The sequence below is a fragment of the Candidatus Uabimicrobium amorphum genome (genome assembly GCF_009002475.1).
In the GTDB taxonomy this organism is placed as follows: domain Bacteria; phylum Planctomycetota; class Uabimicrobiia; order Uabimicrobiales; family Uabimicrobiaceae; genus Uabimicrobium; species Uabimicrobium amorphum.
This window is the reverse complement of the sequence record NZ_AP019860.1, coordinates 2,716,444-2,734,170: the sequence shown is the minus strand read 5'-3', so window position 1 is coordinate 2,734,170 and position 17,727 is coordinate 2,716,444. Positions and strand designations below refer to the sequence as shown.

At 41.1% G+C, this 17,727-nt stretch carries 12 protein-coding genes; 10 read left to right on the top strand and 2 right to left on the bottom strand.

Features of this window, described 5'->3' with window-relative positions; all coding sequences use genetic code 11:
• The first annotated feature begins 10 nt into the window (after positions 1 to 10).
• Both UABAM_RS09715 and UABAM_RS09710 read left to right on the top strand, forming a co-directional pair.
• On the top strand, positions 11 to 2,539 hold the full coding sequence (locus UABAM_RS09715; RefSeq protein WP_151967806.1) for a VWA domain-containing protein: 2,529 nt from the start codon (positions 11 to 13) through the stop codon (positions 2,537 to 2,539).
• On the top strand, positions 2,529 to 4,388 hold the full coding sequence (locus UABAM_RS09710; protein WP_151967805.1) for a BatD family protein: 1,860 nt from the start codon (positions 2,529 to 2,531) through the stop codon (positions 4,386 to 4,388). Before UABAM_RS09715 ends, UABAM_RS09710 begins: the two co-directional genes overlap by 11 nt.
• A gap of 70 nt (positions 4,389 to 4,458) precedes the next feature.
• Here UABAM_RS09710 and UABAM_RS09705 read toward each other — a convergent pair whose 3' ends face one another.
• Positions 4,459 to 5,184 carry a hypothetical protein gene (locus UABAM_RS09705; protein ID WP_151967804.1) on the bottom strand — a complete coding sequence of 242 codons (726 nt, stop codon included), beginning with the start codon at positions 5,182 to 5,184 and terminating at the stop codon, positions 4,459 to 4,461.
• A 9-nt stretch (positions 5,185 to 5,193) separates the two neighbouring features.
• The gene (locus tag UABAM_RS09700; RefSeq protein ID WP_151967803.1) at positions 5,194 to 6,042 is read right to left on the bottom strand and encodes an MBL fold metallo-hydrolase; all 849 of its coding nucleotides are present in this window, start codon (positions 6,040 to 6,042) and stop codon (positions 5,194 to 5,196) included.
• Positions 6,043 to 6,157: 115 nt separating this feature from the next.
• Here UABAM_RS09700 and UABAM_RS09695 point away from each other — a divergent pair, with 115 nt between their 5' ends.
• The 8 genes from UABAM_RS09695 (at position 6,158) to UABAM_RS09660 (ending at position 17,714) form a co-directional block, all read left to right on the top strand.
• The gene (locus tag UABAM_RS09695) at positions 6,158 to 7,225 is read left to right on the top strand and encodes an alpha/beta hydrolase family protein (protein WP_151967802.1); all 1,068 of its coding nucleotides are present in this window, start codon (positions 6,158 to 6,160) and stop codon (positions 7,223 to 7,225) included.
• Positions 7,226 to 7,228: 3 nt separating this feature from the next.
• Positions 7,229 to 9,382, top strand: coding sequence for a Tex family protein (locus UABAM_RS09690; RefSeq protein WP_151967801.1), 2,154 nt, complete (start codon positions 7,229 to 7,231; stop codon positions 9,380 to 9,382).
• Between the two features lie 269 nt (positions 9,383 to 9,651).
• Complete coding sequence (locus UABAM_RS09685) at positions 9,652 to 10,374, top strand: ABC transporter ATP-binding protein (protein ID WP_151967800.1); 723 nt, start codon at positions 9,652 to 9,654, stop codon at positions 10,372 to 10,374.
• Entirely contained in the window at positions 10,367 to 11,134 is a 768-nt protein-coding gene (locus tag UABAM_RS09680; protein WP_151967799.1) for an ABC transporter permease, read from the top strand. The genes UABAM_RS09685 and UABAM_RS09680 overlap by 8 nt, the downstream gene beginning before the upstream one ends.
• Positions 11,131 to 11,766: a class I SAM-dependent methyltransferase gene (locus tag UABAM_RS09675; protein ID WP_229759378.1), complete on the top strand. Its 636-nt coding sequence runs from the start codon at positions 11,131 to 11,133 to the stop codon at positions 11,764 to 11,766. Before UABAM_RS09680 ends, UABAM_RS09675 begins: the two co-directional genes overlap by 4 nt.
• On the top strand, positions 11,766 to 13,805 hold the full coding sequence (locus UABAM_RS09670) for an NADPH-dependent 2,4-dienoyl-CoA reductase (protein ID WP_151967798.1): 2,040 nt from the start codon (positions 11,766 to 11,768) through the stop codon (positions 13,803 to 13,805). The genes UABAM_RS09675 and UABAM_RS09670 overlap by 1 nt, the downstream gene beginning before the upstream one ends.
• A 13-nt stretch (positions 13,806 to 13,818) precedes the next feature.
• Positions 13,819 to 15,180, top strand: coding sequence for a 3' terminal RNA ribose 2'-O-methyltransferase Hen1 (locus tag UABAM_RS09665; RefSeq protein WP_151967797.1), 1,362 nt, complete (start codon positions 13,819 to 13,821; stop codon positions 15,178 to 15,180).
• Positions 15,171 to 17,714 (top strand): polynucleotide kinase-phosphatase, encoded by a 2,544-nt coding sequence (locus UABAM_RS09660; protein WP_151967796.1) that lies wholly within the window; start codon positions 15,171 to 15,173, stop codon positions 17,712 to 17,714. Before UABAM_RS09665 ends, UABAM_RS09660 begins: the two co-directional genes overlap by 10 nt.
• The last annotated feature ends 13 nt before the right edge of the window (positions 17,715 to 17,727 follow it).

Here is a 17,727-nt window from a genome sequence, read left to right as displayed (position 1 = left end):
AGGTTTTCTCATGGATTTTGTCAATAAAATATTTCTTGCATTTTTGTGTGCAATACCCATTATATTTTTTTTGTTGTTTTTAAGCTATCGTTCGCGAGATAAAGCGATGCAAAAATTTGCCAGTGACGAAATGCTCAAGAAAATTGTCCCAGGTAGCGATTGGGGAATACGCATTTGGAAGATGCTGCTTTTTTCGTGTGGCATTGCACTAATTATTTTGGCAATTGCTCGTCCGAAGTGGGGGTTGTATTTTCAGAATGTGCAAAACTATGGTCGCGATGTTGTGGTACTTTTGGATCTTTCAAAAAGTATGTTGGCGGAAGATGTGCAACCCACACGTCTTGAGCGCGCTAAAAAAGACATCGAAGATTTGGTCAATGCTCTTAAAGGAGATCGCATTGCCCTTGTCGCATTTGCTGGACGCGTAGAAACACGGTGTCCCCTAACGTTAGATTACAATTTTTTCAAATGGGCATTGGATGAATGCCACCCCGGAGTTGTTGCCTTGGGGGGAACTGCGATTGGTGATGCTATTCGTGAGGGAGTAAATTTATTTGATAAAGAGGATGTGCAACAGGAAAATTCCCGAAGAACAAAAGCGATTTTATTAATTACGGACGGCGAAGACCACGAAACCGCACCCCTAGAAGCCGCTAAATTGGCACGAAAAAACAATGTCACTATTTTTACTGTGGGCTTTGGAGACGATAAACAAGGGGCGAGGATTCCGGTAACGACAAATGACGGACGTAAGGAATATCTGCGTGATAATGAAGGTCGTATTGTATGGTCGCGGTTAAACGACCAACTTTTGCGACAAATTTCATTGGCGACAAAAGGTGGGGTTTATTTTCCGGTGAAAACGCGGAATATTAACATGGTGAATGTTTACAGCGATTACATTGCACAAATGGATGCAAAAATTCATCAATCAGCAAAGAAACCTCAAAAAAGAGATCGATTTCAAATATTTGTTTTATTGGGGCTTATCGTGTTGTTATTAGAAAGTCTTGTCATGGAAGGTAGTCTACGAACGAAAGTCGCTATTGTGATGATGTGTGTTGTTTTGTGTGGTTGTTCTGGAGAAAATGACGAAGCATACTCACTCAATCAAGAAGCGCATAAGTTATACCACAGTGGGGAATACACCAAAGCGAAGGAAAAGTTTCAGGAGGCCGAGGTCGCAAGTCCTGAAAATAGCACTGTGCTATACAATATAGCCAATACAATGTACAAACAAAAGAAGTGGAAAGAGGCAAAGGATTATTACCAACAATCGGCATATAACACCAATAACAATGACAAACAACTCTTTCGTATTGCATTCAACGAAGGATGTACATATTTTCGTGAAGCACAAGAACTTATGGCGAAAAATAGTGCTAAAATGCAAGACGTTGTAAGCCTATTACAGCAAAGTCTACGACATTTTCGCAAAGCCTTACAATACAAAAACGATGATACCGGAACTTTGCATAATTTGCGTTTCGTTAAACTCGTTCTGAAAAGTTATTTGGACAAATTGCACAAAAAACAACAAGAGGAACAAAAAAAGCAAGAAACGATGCAGACTCTTCTGGCTCTTTTACGTCGTAATCAAATCATGATGAATTATCAAAGCAAAGTTTTCGTTCGCGAAAAGCATTCTTTAAAAGATCTTGCGCCACAACAAAAAAAGCAAATGGAAGTATTTGATAAGCTGGAAAAAAAATTGCAAGAAAAAATGAAAGCGGTAAAAGATGAAAACCAAGCAAATATGTTTAAAATGCAAATGCAAATGTTACGCGCTTCATTAAGTCAACTTGCGGAAAAAATGCAGGATAATGATGCAACTGTTGTTCAAGATCAAGAAACCTTTTTGCGTTCTCTCGATCCTTTTTGGGAACTTTTGGCATCGGCGGATTTAGTGATCACCGAAGATATTCTTTTACAAACACTTGTTGTAAATGATTTACAAAGCGAAGCACAAAAATTTCCCAAGTTAGTGAAGACTGCGGATGACCACCAAGCACTCGCGATACTTTCCACCACTCTTTTCGAGAAAAAATTTGCTGAGCTGATGAAATCTATTGCGGAGCAAAAAAAACAGTTACAACAAAAACAGAATAGTCAGCAAAAAAATCCGCAAGGACATAGTGATCCTAAGTTACCAAAAATTGACGAGAAAGAAATCAAAAGACTTACCAAGCAAGCGATGACGGAGCAAGCACAAGCAAAAAAATCTTTAGAGAACAATGAACAGTCGCCTGCCCAGGAACAGGCGCGAAAGGCTTTGGAAACTTTGCAAAAAATAGCAGAAAAGCTGGGTGCCCAAAAACAACAAAATCCACAGCAACAAAAGAAAAAGCAGCAACAAAAGAAAAAGCAGCAACAAAAGAAAAAGCAGGAGCAAAAACAGCAGCAAAAAAAGAAGCAACAGAAAATGTCGAAAAAACAAGCGGAAAAAATGTTGCAAAAAATCAAAAAACGCATGAAGGACAACAAAGAAAGAAAACGACAGTCTGGCAATAATTCTATAGGAGTAGAAAATGATTGGTAAGAAGCTCGTGGTCTGTATGGCTTTGATTTGCCTTGTACTTATCTTTGGAGAAAGAGAAGTTTCTGCAAAAATACAGTTGGCCAAGGAAGACATTTTTTTTGGCGAACGGACCGAGCTCTATGTTTTGGTCTCTGGTGGCGGGCGAGATTCGATAATTGACACACAAAGTTTGTCTGAAGATTTTTCGATATACAGAGTTACCGATCAAAGCCGTAATTCCGAAAGTGTGAGTATTATTAACGGCCAAGTAACGCGCACGGTGTTTCGCGGACACGTATTCGTGTATTCTCTACAGCCCAAGCGAGCTGGAACTTTTACTGTGGGACCTATTTCTGTTACCGTAGACGGGACCACTATTCGAAGTAATCGCGTAGTATTAAGTGTATCAGGGACAGAAACAGGTAATAATATCTTTGTGAAAACGTCCTCTCCACTGTTGCAATACGTGGTGGGCGAAGTGTTTTCTATCTCGGCGGACGTATATATAAAAGGATCTGCGCAAAACAATAATGAACCGGTGTTTGTAAGTAAGCCACCACATGTCAGTATTCCTTGGCTTTCGAATGATTACAAAGGTTTAGAAACGGACAATTGGCAAAAAGTTTTTAGTGCACGTATTGTTAAGCCAGAACGAATAGGTTTTTATATCAACAATATTCAACTGCAAGATTCGGTTTTTTCAATGTTTGAATCGGAAAATGCCAAGTTTTCGTTTGATAAGGAGTTTGTGACAACCACGGCGCCCACGGGTGAAAAAGCAGCGTACGTCAAGTATTCGATCGCGCGGCAATTTGAAGCGAAAAAAACAGGTAAATATACTTTTGGTGGTATCAATCTTCAAGGAACAATAGGGCTTCCCGGAGGAGCGCGGAAGCGAGTGCGTGTTGCGGGAGATTCTGTCACGATTGAAGTTGTGGAACTGCCTATGGAAGAACGCCCTGAGTACTTTGACGGTGCGATCGGTGACTACAATATAGAAGCGAAACTTTTATCGACGAAAGCAAATGTCGGTGATCTTCTCGATTTAGTGGTTACGGTTCGCGGTTCGGGAAAACTGGACAATGTATTGGCTCCCAAATTGGGTATGCAGCCACAGATAAACGAGAATTACAAGGTATACGAAGACAATGTAAATGTGGAGTCTTCATCCACAAGTAAAAAGTTTCAATACTCGGTGCGTGCACGTAGAGCAACAAAGGTCTTTCCGCCTATCTTTTTTTCGTTTTTTGATAGTAAAACGCGAAAATATAAAACAATTAGCAGTACGGAAATACCTCTGGAGATTAAAGAAGTTCAAGCTCTTTCTCCTAATGAAATCGTAAAGTCAGTTGAAGCAAAAAAACAAAAGACAGTGGCAGGTCAAGATGAAGGTATTTTTGCAAATTATGAAGGCCTTGACGCTTTGAAAAACCAGAGCTTAGGTATGCAGATGTGGCAAACGATTACCATGTTGGCGATGCCCGTTATTTATGTTTTTCTTTGCATCGTTATGCTATATCATAAAAAATGGGGTAGTGATGTCGCATTTCAAAGAAAACGTAAAGCACTTGCGCGAGCCAAACAACGTTTACAGGCTGCGAAAGATTTGAAAGACGAACAGCTTTACGCCGCGAAACTCGATGCCATTCGCGGGTATGTGGCGGATCGCTTTAATTTAAATGAACAGGCTTTGGTTTCGGGAGAATTACTGGGGATGTTGAAAAAAGAACTCTCTGCGGAATCATATGGTAGACTGCAAAGTTTTTTAGAACTTTGTGAATCTGTGCGTTATGGAGTTGTTGAATCGAGTACGGATATTGCCAAAATCACTTCGGAGTTATTGAACGCGTTGCATGTAGAACTTAGCTAGAAAAATTTTACGCACAAGCACATACAGAAATTCATGTCATTCCCGCGCTCATGGGGGAATGACACACTTTTTAATATTCACCGTTGGCTGGTTCCATTGTCCACTCTTGCATTTTATAACAAAGAAAATCAAGACCTACAAAGCCAATCGCTGCTGTTTCCACTAATATTAATATATCAATCGTCGTTTGTTCCATGGAGAAATAGTGCATAATTTCTGAAGAAAAGAAGTAAAATATAAGTAAAACCAATACACAACTGCGTACGGCATACTTTATATAGAATTGATTTACTTTAAAAATAGTATGCGATAATGTTTTTGTAAGTTTTGGCAAAAGCGCCAAAGCATGGAGATTTCGTAACAAAGCATAGATACATGCGCAAATCCCCAAGTACCAACCTTCTTCCCCACCATAAAGTAACATGAATCCACAACATATATTTACGATAGCAAAAATAAAAGTAGAAAATAAAGGCACCACAGGACGGCTTGTAATTTTCGACCCAATAAAATACAAAGATAAAAATGACATGGTAATTTGCAATTTTACGTTATCGCCAAGATATTCTAAATAGCCATTGATTTTGTCCATTTCATCTTTTGATAGTGGCTTCTTGTTGGTAACAGGTTCACCTTTTTCATACTTTTCGTTCATTTTTTGCGAAAGTTTTTGCGCGATAAGGTTGATTTTTTCCACGCTAAATTGCAAAGTTCTATACGAATATGCTGCCACAATAATCAATGAAATACCTCCAATGATTTGTAGACAACAAAGTATTGAAATTACCAGTGGCATATTTTCCCCCTATGAAAAATTACTCATAGTTTTATCCGCGATAAAACCTTTGGTGTTCTTTGTTACGGTAACGGTTGCTATTTGTGGGTCATGTTCAAAATATAACAACCAATTGTTGTCACAAGCCAATTGTAAATACTTTTTCTTTTCCTCTATGGTTTTTACTGGAGATAGATCGTAGGCCATCACATAGGGAATTGGTATATGTGATGAGGTGGGAATTAAGTCGGCACAATACAATAGCGTATCACTGTTATCTGAAATTTTAACCATTTGCTGTCCTATTGTATGTCCATCTACGGGAAGTACATGGATATTTGGTAGTAACTCTTTTTCTCCATCCGTAACTTCGACAAGGTTATTCTCAACTAGTGGCATAAATGTTTCAGGCAAATAGCTAGCACGATCTTTTTCCAAGGGATTTTTCGCATGTTGTAAGTTACTTTTTTGTATGTGGTATTTGGCATTGCTAAATAGTGGGACGTGTTGTTGGCCCTCAAGACGCACTGCACCACCAACGTGATCGAAATGTAGGTGAGTTACAATAACATCTGTGACATCATTAGGCGTGTAACCTAGTTTTTCTAAAGATTGAACCAGTGAGGAGTGATCGTGGTCTATGGCATAAATATTGCAAAATTTTTGTGGCCAGTAATCGCCGACTCCTGTGTCAATTAGAATAACACGTCCTTCTCCGACAAGAAGTAGAGTGCGCATAGCCAAAGAGATGCGATTTTTTTCATCGGCAGGGTTTGTTCGATTCCACAATACTTTGGGAACCACTCCAAACATTGCTCCACCATCAAGACCAAAACGCCCTGTTTCCACGATATGTAGTTGATAATTGGCTATTTGCATATCTTACCTTTCTGTGTTATTATTCTGTGTATTATCTTCGTTTTCAAGTATATAGTAAAACGCAATTTTGTAATCGCGCAAATAGTTTTGTGGAATAAAGTAAGGAAAACCTAAAGTGCTCAAAGTGATCAAGTATTTATTTTTGGTACTTCTCATGCCTTTGGCTGGATGTACCACCACCCGTTATAACTACGACCCAACAAATACGATCCGTACCCAATCAGTTCCTCGTGAGTTATTGCAGTCTATTACGATAGAAAAAGAAACTCTTCGATTCGAAGAAAAAAAAATAGCTTCAGAGTGTGATTATGATTTGTACGACGTGTCTATTTTCAAAGACAATACTGTTATAACTAGTCTACGTTGGTATCGGTCAAAAAGAGCAAAAAAAAATCCGCGCCCTGTAGATTTTATTTGGCCTATCCTCGCAGGTAAAAAAATGATTGTTGCAAATTTATATGCCGCAAATATTTTTGCCCCCATTGGCGTAGATTCTATCATCATCCGTCAAAATGGAAAACTTTTCAAGACAAATCCGCCGCGTATGCCAAAAGACTTTATTGACTTTAACCAGGAAACGGTACGTTCTCTATTGAGAGCTAGACGTTGGGCGGAACAAAAAAGCTTTTTTGACAAAAAACGCTTCGGTATTACAGGCACAAGTTACGGAGGAATTCTCGCCACCGTTTGCATTCCGTTTACCCGTGACTTTGCATCGCATAAAATAATCATGGCGGGAGGTGGTATACCTGAGATTCTGAACAGTAGTGTCGAGGTGCGTGTGGTGCGGTGGAGGAAAGCGCTTCTACAGCAAATTGCACAAAAAATTCGCGATGAGCGTACTCCTCAGTTACAAGCGGATTACTACAACAACCTAGATGCGTATGAAAAGAAAATAACCGAGGATGCTTTCGTTGAGATGCAGGAACGATTTCAAAAAATTGAAAAATGGGACCCTTTTCATTTTGCACAATATGCAGAACCTGAAACAACGGCAATGATTGTTACACTCTGTGATAATCATGTTCCGTCGGCAAACCAAAAGAGACTGTGGAAAAAACTCGGACGTCCAGAAACGTTGTTTGTAAACTCGGGACACTTTACTTTAGCACTCGCCTATTTTCAAGTGAAATCTTTCTTGAAGGAAATGGCTACTAAGCACTATGGATTAGATAGGAGTTGATCTGTGCAGGATATTATTATTAAAAGAATTTGCGACCACTTAACCATACCGTCTAAAAAAGTAGAGGGAACCATTGCGTTATTAGATGAAGGCAATACAATACCTTTCATTACTCGCTATCGCAAAGAAGCTACAGGTGGACTCGACGAACAACAAATACAGGATATTAGCGATCAATTAGAACGAGAACGTAGTTTAGAAAAACGAAAACAAGAAGTTACGGAAAAAATAAAAGAACAAGGCAAATTGACCACCGAACTAGAGCATAAGATATCTGAGGCTTCACAGCTAAAAACCTTGGAAGATATTTATCTTCCTTTTCGCCCGAAAAGACGCACTCGGGCTCTTATTGCTAAAGAGAAAGGCTTGGAACCTTTCGCAATGCAAATATTGCATTATGACACCGACAATCCTCAGCAGCAAGCACGAGAATATATAAATCCACAGCAAGAACTAGATGATATCGAACAAGTGTTGGGGGGAGCAATGGATATTATCGCCGAAGTTGTTGCTGAAAATAGCGATGTACGTGAAATCGTACGAAATTATACTGGGAACACCGGTACGATAAGTGTTGCAAAAACATCTAAAGGTGAAGATCCCGATCAGATTTATAAAGATTATTATGAGTACGAAGAAAAAGTAACTACCATTCCCGCACACCGGATACTTGCTATTGATCGCGGAGAAAATGCTAAAGTGTTGCGTATCAAGGTCGAAGTGGACGATGAACTAATTTGCCAGAGAATTGCACGGCGTTATACAAAAAAACAGCACGCGGCGTGTACGCAGTACATCGAAGAGGCTGTCACGGACGGCTACAAACGCCTAATTGCTCCGGCTATCTCTCGAGAAATACGCAGTGAATTGACAGACAAAGCCCATCAACACGCCATTGATATTTTTGCGCAAAATTTACGCAACTTGTTGATGCAAGCTCCACTACAGGATATGTGTTTGCTTGCCATAGATCCCGGTTATGTAAGCGGATGTAAGTTGGCGGTTATTTCCGCAACAGGCGAACTACTTGACTATGCTGCGGTTTTTCCACACCAACCGCAACGTCAAATGGATAAGGCGCAAAAAACAATTCTGTCTATGTGCGAAAAACACGATGTTAATGCGATTGTAATTGGCAATGGGACCGCATGTCGCGAAACGGAAGAACTCGTTGCGGAAATTATTGCCGCATCACCACTAAAGTTGGTCTACACCATCGTTAGCGAAGCGGGTGCTTCTGTGTATTCGGCATCTAAGGAAGCACGTGAAGAATTTCCTGACTTAGATGCGAGTTATCGCGGAACAATATCGATCGGGCGTCGCGTTTTAGATCCGCTTGCAGAACTGGTGAAGATAGATCCGAAAAGCCTTGGGGTAGGTTTATACCAACACGATGTCAATGGGAAGAAATTAGACCAGGCTTTGGAGCGCATTGTTGCTTCGTGTGTAAACTACGTTGGGGTTGATCTAAATCGTGCATCTTCAGAACTTCTCAGCCATGTGGCGGGAATTAACAGTCGTATCGCAAAGAATATTGTGCAAAAACGCAAGGAACTTGGACGATTTACCTCGCGCAAAGATTTGAAAAATGTATCGGGCATTGGCAGTGGTACATTTACACAATGCGCAGGGTTTTTGCGGATTCAAAACAGCCGAGAGCCACTCGACGAAACGGCTATTCACCCTGAAAGTTATAAAGTTTGTGAAAAGTTGTTTGATGTAATGGGATGCGAGAAAAAGCAGTTACACCATAAAGAAGTAAATCAAAAGTTACAAGATTTAGACGTGACAAAAATAGCTTCGCAATTGGATGTCGGAGTCCCTACCATGAAAGATATTTTCGAAAATCTAATGCGCCCGGGACGCGATCCACGCGAAGAGCTACCAAAACCTATATTTCGCAGTGGAGTTTTGAGTTTAGAAGACTTAGAACCGGGAATGGAGCTCAAAGGAACGGTACGCAATGTCATCGATTTTGGCGCTTTTGTTGATATTGGGGTAAAAGTCGATGGGCTAGTACATATATCGCAAATGTCGCGCAGTTATGTAAAAAACCCTATGGACATCTGCAAAATAGGTGATAATATTGATGTCAAAATTTTGTCAGTAGATACAGGTCGCAAACGGATATCACTGAGTATGGTTCTGGGAGATTGATTTTAAACTATGGGAATCGCGGTGGAATGTAGGTGCGGACCTAGCGTCCGCCTGTTCCTCCAAATACAGGTGGATGCACACCTCTAAATATGATTCTCCTCAAATACACGCGAATACGTTTTAGAACAACGCACTCTGAAACAGTTCTAAAATATCAGTAGATGATTTATCGCAATAGCGATGAAAAATGAATTACGAAAAAATTGGAGGACAGTAAATTCTCAACATGTTCTTGTAAAAAACAAATCATTTCTATTTCGCAGCTCAATATGTACTATGAGAACAATGTTCAAGCACTTCAAGACATTGACTTTTGCGTCACACAAGGAGAGTTTGTGTCAATCGTTGGTCCCTCAGGTTGTGGTAAGTCTACTCTGATACGTATTATCGCAGGACTTATCGACAACTATGTCGGAGATGTTCGAGTTGCTGAAATGACAAAAACCGATGAACAGCCTTTAGCCCTTGTTTTCCAAGAGGCAAATTTACTTCCATGGCGAAAAACTCTGGACAATGTACGTCTGCCATTAGAACTTGCCGAAGTTTGTGAAAATGTGCAGAAGGAAAAAAGTCTTGCAGCTTTGGATATTGTTCGTTTGAAGGACTTTGCCCATGCGTACCCTCGCGAACTTTCTGGGGGAATGAAAATGCGCGTTTCGCTGGCGCGCGCTCTGGTGACAAAACCTCAACTTATGTTGCTGGATGAACCATTTTCTGCGTTAGATGAAATTACACGACAACAACTTAATGAAGATCTACTGCGATTGTGGCAACAAGATCAGTGGACGGCTCTTTTTGTGACTCATAACATTAGTGAAGCCGTATTTTTAAGTAGTCGTATTATTGTCATGAGTGATCGCCCAGGTCGTATTATTGCCGATGTTGCGATCCCTTTTTCCTACCCACGTACTCCGCAATTGCGCTCTAGCGTGGAGTTTGCCCAACATGTTGGAAAGATAAGTTCTCTTTTGCGCGAGGGGACCTATGAATAACAATAACAATTACATCACTGTTTTAGCACCGCTCGTTGTCTTTGTACTGTTCGTGATTATATGGCATACTTGTGTTGTGATATTTTCTCTTCCTCCTTATTTAGTTCCAAGCCCCTATCGTGTCTTTGGGGTGTTTCGAGAAAATTACGCAGTGTTGTTGTCTGCTACATTTCTTACGGCAATGGCTGCCATAGGAGGTTTGCTCCTCAGTGTCGTATTGGGGACTAGTATAGCACTTCTTTTTTCGCAATCGAAAATCATACGCCAGAGTTTGTATCCGTATGCTATTTTTTTGCAAACGGTACCAATTGTAGCGATTGCACCTCTTATTGTCGTATGGTTTGGAAATGGTTTCACAAGTGTTATTGTCGTGGCATTTATTATAAGTCTTTTTCCTATTATTACAAACGGAACAATGGGGCTTATGGCTGTCAAGCCGCAGTGGATTGATTTGTTTGTTATTAATAACGCTTCTTCATGGCAAATACTTTTTAAACTGCGTTTCCCCAATGCTGTTCCGTATTTGTTGACAGGAGCGAAAATATCAAGTGGTCTATCAGTCATTGGTGCTATTGTTGGGGAGTTTTTTGCTGGTTATGGCGCACGATACCATGGTTTGGGCTACCTGATTACTTTTACATCTGGACAAATGAAAACAGACTATTTATTTTCCGCTGTTTTTATGTCGACAATTTTGGGGTTAGTATTCTTCGGAACACTTTCATTAATTTCTAACTATATTTTGAGGAAATGGGAATGATATATCGGTTGCTTATTTTTTTAGGGTTATTCATGATGAGTTGTGCAGATCAAACTCCTGTAGAAGAGAACAAAGATCGCAAAAAATGGGATAAAAAATATTCCGGAGACACATTTCTTTATGGTAAAGACCCCTCCCCATATCTAAAGGACAGTCTGGAGAAATTAACAAAAGGCAAGGCTTTGGATATTGCTGCAGGAGAAGGGCGCAACGCTGTTTTCTTAGCAGAGAATGGGTGGGATGTTGATGCGGTAGATATTTCTGCCATAGGTCTAGAGAAGGCCAAAAAACTTGCGGCGGAAAAAAAATGTAAAATTCATGCAGTTGTGGCCGACTTGACCACATATAAGATTCAAGAAAATACATATGATGTCATCGTGAATTTTTACTACTTGCAACGCGACTTATTTCCACAAATAATTGCAGGTTTAAAAGAGGGCGGTGTTGTTGTTTTTGAAACATTTACCACGGATCATTTACAAATAAACAGTAAAATGAAGCGCGAGTATTGTTTAGAAAAAAATGAACTAAAGAATACTTTCGCTGGCTTTGAAATTATAGAATATGAAGAAGTTGCCACATCGAATAAGGCGGTAGCAAGATTAATTGCACGCAAGAAAAGGAAGAAATAATGACAGAAGCAGTATACCCTCATTTACTTTCCCCCCTGGATCTTGGTTTTACGACAATAAAAAATCGTGTTCTTATGGGGTCAATGCACACGGGGCTAGAAGAAACGAAAAACGGTTTTGAGCGCATGGCTCAATATTTTGCAGAACGCGCCAAGGGCGAAGTCGGACTTATGGTCACTGGGGGAGTTTCACCTAATTTCGTTGGTCGTGCCGCTCCTTTTTCTTGCCAAATGAGTAGCAAACGCCATGCGCGCAAACATCAGGTTGTCACGAAAGCTGTACATGAAGCGAACGGCAAAATCGTTATGCAGATTTTGCATACGGGGCGCTATGGTTTTCATCCATTTATTGTCGCGCCATCTAAAGTAAAATCTCCGATTACTCCTTTCAAACCGCGGGCTCTTAGCAAGAGAGGTATTGAAAAAAATATTCGTGCTTTTGTGCGCTGCGCTAGTTTGGCAAAATTTGCTGGTTACGATGGCGTTGAAATTATGGGGTCGGAGGGCTATTTTATCAATCAGTTTATTGCTGAGCGGACAAACAAGCGTAGTGATGAATGGGGGGGGAGTTATGAAAATCGCATGCGTCTTCCCGTGGAAATCGTAAAACGTGTACGTGAAGAAGTCGGAGAAGATTTCATCATTATTTTCCGCCTATCGATGTTAGATTTAGTTGATGGTGGGAGTTCGAAGCAAGAAGTCATTACCTTGGGGAAGCGCATAGAGGACGCGGGGGCTAATATAATAAATACTGGTATTGGTTGGCATGAAGCGCGTATCCCTACGATCGCGACTATGGTACCGCGTGGTGCTTTTACATGGGTAACGCGCACCATCAAAGAGCATTTGTCGGTACCCGTGATCACAACAAATCGTATCAACACACCACAAGTCGCGGAAGAAATTTTAGCGAATGGAGATGCGGATATGATTTCGATGGCGCGACCTTTTCTTGCGGACCCATATTTTGTGAAAAAGGCAATGGAAAACAAATCCGATGAAATAAACACCTGTATTGCGTGCAATCAAGCATGCCTTGATCATATTTTTAAAGCAAAAATCGCATCATGCCTTGTAAATCCACGCGCATGTCATGAAACAGAGTTTGTGGAAAAAAAAGCAACACAGCCAAAAAAAGTTGCTGTAGTGGGAGCTGGTCCTGCTGGTTTGTCGTGCGCCATAGAAGCAAGTAATTGTGGTCACCAAGTTACCCTGTATGAAGCGAGTGGTGAAATAGGTGGGCAGTTCAACATGGCAAAAAAAATACCCGGAAAAGAAGAATTTCACGAAACCATTCGTTACTTTAATAAGCAGTTGCAACTTAGCAATGTGGATTTGCAATTAGAAACGCGCGTAACAGCACAACAGCTCATCAGCGCAAAATATGATGTTGTGGTATTGGCCACCGGGGTTATACCGCGTACACCGAATATATCTGGTATTGACCATGAAAAGGTGTTGTCTTACATCGATGTTTTACAAGCGCAAAAAGAGGTGGGGAAAACGGTGGCGATCATTGGGGCAGGTGGAATCGGTTTTGATGTCGCCGAATATCTGAGTCACTCTCCACAAGAAAAAGCGCCGAGTACAGATGTCAAAACGTATTTGTTGCGTTGGGGAATTGATTTTGAATATACAAAGCGTTCGGGCATTGAAGGCGTGGAAAAACAACTAGAAAGCTCACCCCGTGAAATATACTTATTGCAACGCAAGCAAAAGAAAATGGGAGCAACTCTTGGAAAAACTACTGGTTGGGCACATCGCATCAATTTAAAAGAAAAGAAAGTCAAAATGCTCATCGGGGTAAATTACGAAAAAATAGACGACAACGGATTACATATTGAGGTAGAGGGGAAAAAACAAATACTTGCTGTGGACAATGTTATTATTTGTGCAGGACAGGAGCCGTTTGCTGATTTACAACAAGAACTCTTAAATGCAAAAGTGGCGACACATTTGATTGGCGGAGCCCACGAAGCAAAAGAACTCGATGCGAAACGCGCCATTTCTCAAGGTACAAAGCTAGCCTTAAGTTTTTAATAGGAGCAAAAAATTGCTATTGACTATTTCAACAACACGTCCTTGCGCGACGGATATTGGATATTTGTTTCATAAACATCCTGACAAGTTTCAAACATTCGATTTCCCCTATGGAAAAATACATGTTTTTTATCCCGAAGCGCGAGAGGACAAATGTACACTGGCAGTGCTTTTGGATATCAATCCCATTGATTTAATTCGCGGCAAGAAGTCTTTCGCACAATTTGCGTTAAAACAATATGTGAACGACCGTCCATATGTGGCATCGTCATTTATGAGTGCTGCCATTTCTAAGGTGTTGTCTTCGGCAATGAATGGTCGATGTGAAGCACGACCGGAATTGGTAGAAGAAAAAATACCCCTTAGTGTAACGATACCTGTTTTGCCTGCGCGTGGTGCGGGAGATCTGATTCGAAAAATTTTTGCGCCCCTTGATTACGAAATTGAAGTGCAAGGCCATCTTTTAGATGAAAAATTTCCCCAATGGGGAGATAGCGATTATTTTACAACAACGTTAAAAAAGGTAACGACATTGCGCGAATTTTTGACACACTTGTACGTGCTGATACCGGTACTTGACAACGAAAAGCACTATTGGGTGGGGAAGTCTGAAATTGATAAGCTTCTTACTAAAGGTGGAAAGTGGCTCGAAGAGCACCCCGAACGCGACTTGATTCTAAACCGTTATCTAAAATACCAAAAAAATTTATATTTCGAAGCTTTGGAAAATTTTACGGAAGAAGATATTGTCGAAGCGGAAAAGGGACCAGATGACCTTCATACAATTCGTTTACAAGAGGTCCTTAAAGAAGCCAAGAAAACATCCGCGCGTAGTGTTGTTGATCTTGGTTGTGGAGAAGGACGTATGTTGGAATTGTTGTTACAAGAAAAGCAATTTAACAACATCTTGGGCATGGATGCTGCCGCTCGTGTTCTACAAATAGCGGAAAAACGTTTGTATTTTGAAGATATGGCACCTAAGCAACGCGAGAGAATTTCTTTAATTCAAGGAGCTTTAACGTACAACGATACGCGTATATATGGATATGATCTTGCACTGCTTGTTGAAGTGATTGAGCATCTCGATGAAAGTCGTTTGCAAACATTTGAACGGGTACTATTTGAATTTGCGCAGCCAAAGATCGTAATTGTGACGACACCGAACAGCGAATACAATAAACTTTACGCCAAGTTAAAAGATGGTTTTCGCCATAATGATCACCGTTTTGAATGGACACGTAAAGAATTTCAGCAATGGGGCGAAAAAATAGCAAATAATTACCAGTATGCTGTTCGTTTTAAGGGAATAGGGGAAGAACATGCTGAGTTGGGTTCCCCGGGTCAGATGGGAGTATTTACATTCAAATGGAAATAAAAATACCAGAACTGTCTCTTGTGATTCTTATGGGAGCGGCTGGCTCCGGTAAGAGTACTTTTGCCAAAAGACTTTTTTTAAACACCGAAGTTGTGTCTTCTGATTTTTGTCGTGCCCTAGTGAGCGATGACGAAGATTGTCAAGAGGCGAACGAAGACGCATTTGCTGTTGTACACGAAATTGTCCGGCGACGACTAAAGCGCGGTAAGTTCACGGTGGTAGATGCCACAAATTTGCATACACAAGCGCGTGATCCGTTGCGGGCTTTGGCGAAAAAATACCATTTTTTTCCGGTAGTGGTCGCTTTAGATGTGAGCGAGAAAACATGCAAAACGCAAAATGAACAACGCGAACGTCAGGTGGCAGGAAGTGTGATTCATCGCCAAGTACGGGATTTTAAGCTAGCGCTCAAGTCTCTAAAAAATGAAGGTTTTCGCCTTATTTTTAAAGTAAAAGAAAACGAAATGTCCGCGGTAAAGTTTACACGGCAACCGCTGTGGAACAATAAGAGTCATGAAAATGGGCCTTTCGACATTATTGGTGATGTACACGGCTGTATTGACGAGCTAAAAACACTACTGGGCAACTTGGGCTACACAATCGAAAAAAATGACAACAAATATTCGGTCAAAGCTCCGAACACGCGTAAGGCAGTTTTTGTCGGTGATTTAGTCGATCGTGGACCGGATTCTTGTGAAGTACTTCGTTTGGTAATGGACATGGTCGCTGCGAATGTTGCCATTTGTGTGCCAGGAAACCACGACGCGAAGTTGATGCGCAAACTCAAGGGACGCAATGTGCAGTTGAAGCACGGGTTGGCAGAAACTATTGCACAATTGGAAAAAGAGACTCCACAGTTTCGCGAACGCGTCAAAGAGTTTATCTTTAGTCTCGTGAGCCATTATATTCTAGACAATGGCAATTTAGTCGTTGCTCACGCGGGATTGAAAGAAAATATGCAGGGGCGCGGTTCTAAGGCGGTACGCGATTTTTGTTTGTATGGTGAAACCACCGGCGAAACAGATGAATTTGGACTTCCCATCCGCTATAACTGGGCGTCCGAGTATAAGGGAAAGGCAATGGTTGTTTACGGTCATACGCCCATACCTGAAGCGGAGTGGTTTAACAATACACTCAATATTGATACCGGCTGTGTTTTTGGTGGGAAGTTGACCGCACTGCGCTATCCAGAAAAAGAGATTGTCTGTGTGGAAGCGGCACGCGAATATAGCAAACCCATACGACCGATTGGAACTGGGATGGTCACTAAAGAATTGACAACACAACAGCAATATGATGATCTACTAAATGTGGAAGATTATTTGCATAAACAATTCATCGAAACCTCTCTACGCAATGTGACGATTCGCGAAGGAAACGCTGCTGCCGCGTTAGAGGTGATGACACGCTATGCTCTTCATCCCAAATGGCTTATCTATTTGCCTGCAACAATGTCCCCATGTGAAACCAGTAAAGATCCACAGTATTTAGAACATCCACTAGAGGCTTTTGACTACTATCGTCAAAACAACATTGAGCGTGTTATTTGTGAAGAAAAACACATGGGGTCGCGCGCGGTTATTGTTATTTGTAAAGATAAGGAAACCGTTGTCAAGCGTTTTGGAATACAAGAAGATAGATTAGGCGTTTGCTACACGCGTAGTGGACGTAATTTTTTTGAAGATGAAGTGCTCGAAAAACAATTCTTTTCTCGTTTACACGCAGCTCTTTGCGCAAGCAATTTTTGGGAAAAATTTAGCAGCAATTGGGTGTGCCTAGATTGTGAGTTGATGCCGTGGTCGGTAAAGGCGCAACTACTATTAGAAGACCAGTATGCTGCGGTGGCCACCGCATCGCGAACAGCGACCCCGCACGTACTCTCTGCGTTGCAGCTTGCTCAACAGCGTGGCATTGATACCAAAAATAATATTGAAAAATACCAAGAACGCGAAAAACTTCTCGAAGCGTATGCCGAAGTTTATCGCGGTTACTGTTGGCCGGTAAAGTCGGTGGAGGATTTGCGTCTAGCGCCCTTTCACATTTTAGCCACCGAAGGATGTGTGCATAGTGATAAAGATCATTTGTGGCATATGCAAAATATTGCCGAAGTATGCGAACACGATCAAATGCTGATGGCCACAAAGTGGAAAACAATTGCGGTAAACAATGAAGAGGATGTTGCCGAAGGTTTGAAGTGGTGGTTAGATTTAACGGCCTCAGGTAAAGAAGGCATGGTGGTTAAGCCTATTGATTTTGTTGTGCACCACGGCAAAAAATTACTGCAACCAGCTGTCAAATGTCGTGGGCGTGAGTACCTCCGCATTACCTATGGGCCAGAATATACACTAAGTGAAAATATCGTCAAACTGAAAAATCGTGCTTTAGCACGCAAACGCAATTTAGCGCTGCAAGAATTTTCTTTGGGGTTGGAAAGTTTACAACGTTTTGTTGATGGCAAACCTTTACGTGAAGTTCATCAGTGTGTTTTTGGAATACTTGCTCTCGAAAGTGAAGCGGTTGATCCACGTTTATAGTGTTTAATTCCAA

Bases quoted from the DNA above. Each gene is read 5' to 3' on its own strand.
- UABAM_RS09715 (WP_151967806.1), top strand. From the start codon at position 11: ATGGATTTTGTCAATAAAATATTTCTTGCATTTTTGTGTGCAATACCC.
- UABAM_RS09710 (WP_151967805.1), top strand. From the start codon at position 2,529: ATGATTGGTAAGAAGCTCGTGGTCTGTATGGCTTTGATTTGCCTTGTA.
- UABAM_RS09705 (WP_151967804.1), bottom strand. From the start codon at position 5,184: ATGCCACTGGTAATTTCAATACTTTGTTGTCTACAAATCATTGGAGGT.
- UABAM_RS09700 (WP_151967803.1), bottom strand. From the start codon at position 6,042: ATGCAAATAGCCAATTATCAACTACATATCGTGGAAACAGGGCGTTTT.
- UABAM_RS09685 (WP_151967800.1), top strand. From the start codon at position 9,652: ATGTACTATGAGAACAATGTTCAAGCACTTCAAGACATTGACTTTTGC.
- UABAM_RS09680 (WP_151967799.1), top strand. From the start codon at position 10,367: ATGAATAACAATAACAATTACATCACTGTTTTAGCACCGCTCGTTGTC.
- UABAM_RS09675 (WP_229759378.1), top strand. From the start codon at position 11,131: ATGATATATCGGTTGCTTATTTTTTTAGGGTTATTCATGATGAGTTGT.
- UABAM_RS09670 (WP_151967798.1), top strand. From the start codon at position 11,766: ATGACAGAAGCAGTATACCCTCATTTACTTTCCCCCCTGGATCTTGGT.
- UABAM_RS09660 (WP_151967796.1), top strand. From the start codon at position 15,171: ATGGAAATAAAAATACCAGAACTGTCTCTTGTGATTCTTATGGGAGCG.